The 676-nt window shown below is 47.3% G+C and carries 1 protein-coding gene; it reads right to left on the bottom strand.

What is annotated here, in order from left to right:
• The coding region (locus tag A3763_RS07275; RefSeq protein WP_156494991.1) for an immunoglobulin-like domain-containing protein at positions 1 to 676 on the bottom strand (676 nt) is incomplete at both ends.

The raw sequence follows: 676 nt of genomic DNA, 5'->3' as shown, positions 1-676 counted from the left end.
GCCATTAACATGATCAATGGTTGAGTCACCTACAAGGGTGATTACAGGAGCGATGCCGTCCGTTACGTTTACTGTTCGAGTAACTGTAGCCGCGGCATTACCGGCAGCGTCACTAACATTGTAACTTAATACATAACTTCCAATCGTGTTGATATCGAAAGAGCCTGTCCTTGCTATGTTGCCGTAAATGTCTCCATCAGCGCTGTCTAGAGGCGTTTCGCCGGCATCATTATAAGCAGTACCTTGAACGTGGTTGGTCGGGTCGGAGCCAGTAAGTGTAATCACTGGAATCGTTGTATCCTGAACAGTGATTGTGCGACTAAGCTTTAGAGCAGCATTACCGGCAGTATCACTGACGTCGTATCTTATCGTGTATATGCCTGCAATATTTGCATCGATGGTATCACCGCTTATGACGATGCTGGAAGTTAGGTTGCCATCCACGTTGTCGTTGGCTGTTGCACCAGCGTCGGTATAGCTCGTTCCTTGTTCAACTGTTTCAGCTGCATTGCCTGTTAGCGTAATGACTGGAATAGTTGTATCGGCAATGATGACTGTTCTAGTAACGGTCGTTGCAGCATTCCCCGCGGCATCATTGACGTCATAGCTGAGCACGTAGGTTCCGGGAGTATTAACATCAACAGCTCCACTAAGTACGATATTGGTGGTGACATCA

It is taken from the genome of Oleiphilus sp. HI0128 (genome assembly GCF_001635365.1).
The sequence above is the reverse complement of the archived record's forward strand: the minus strand, read 5'-3'. Positions and strand labels throughout refer to the sequence as shown.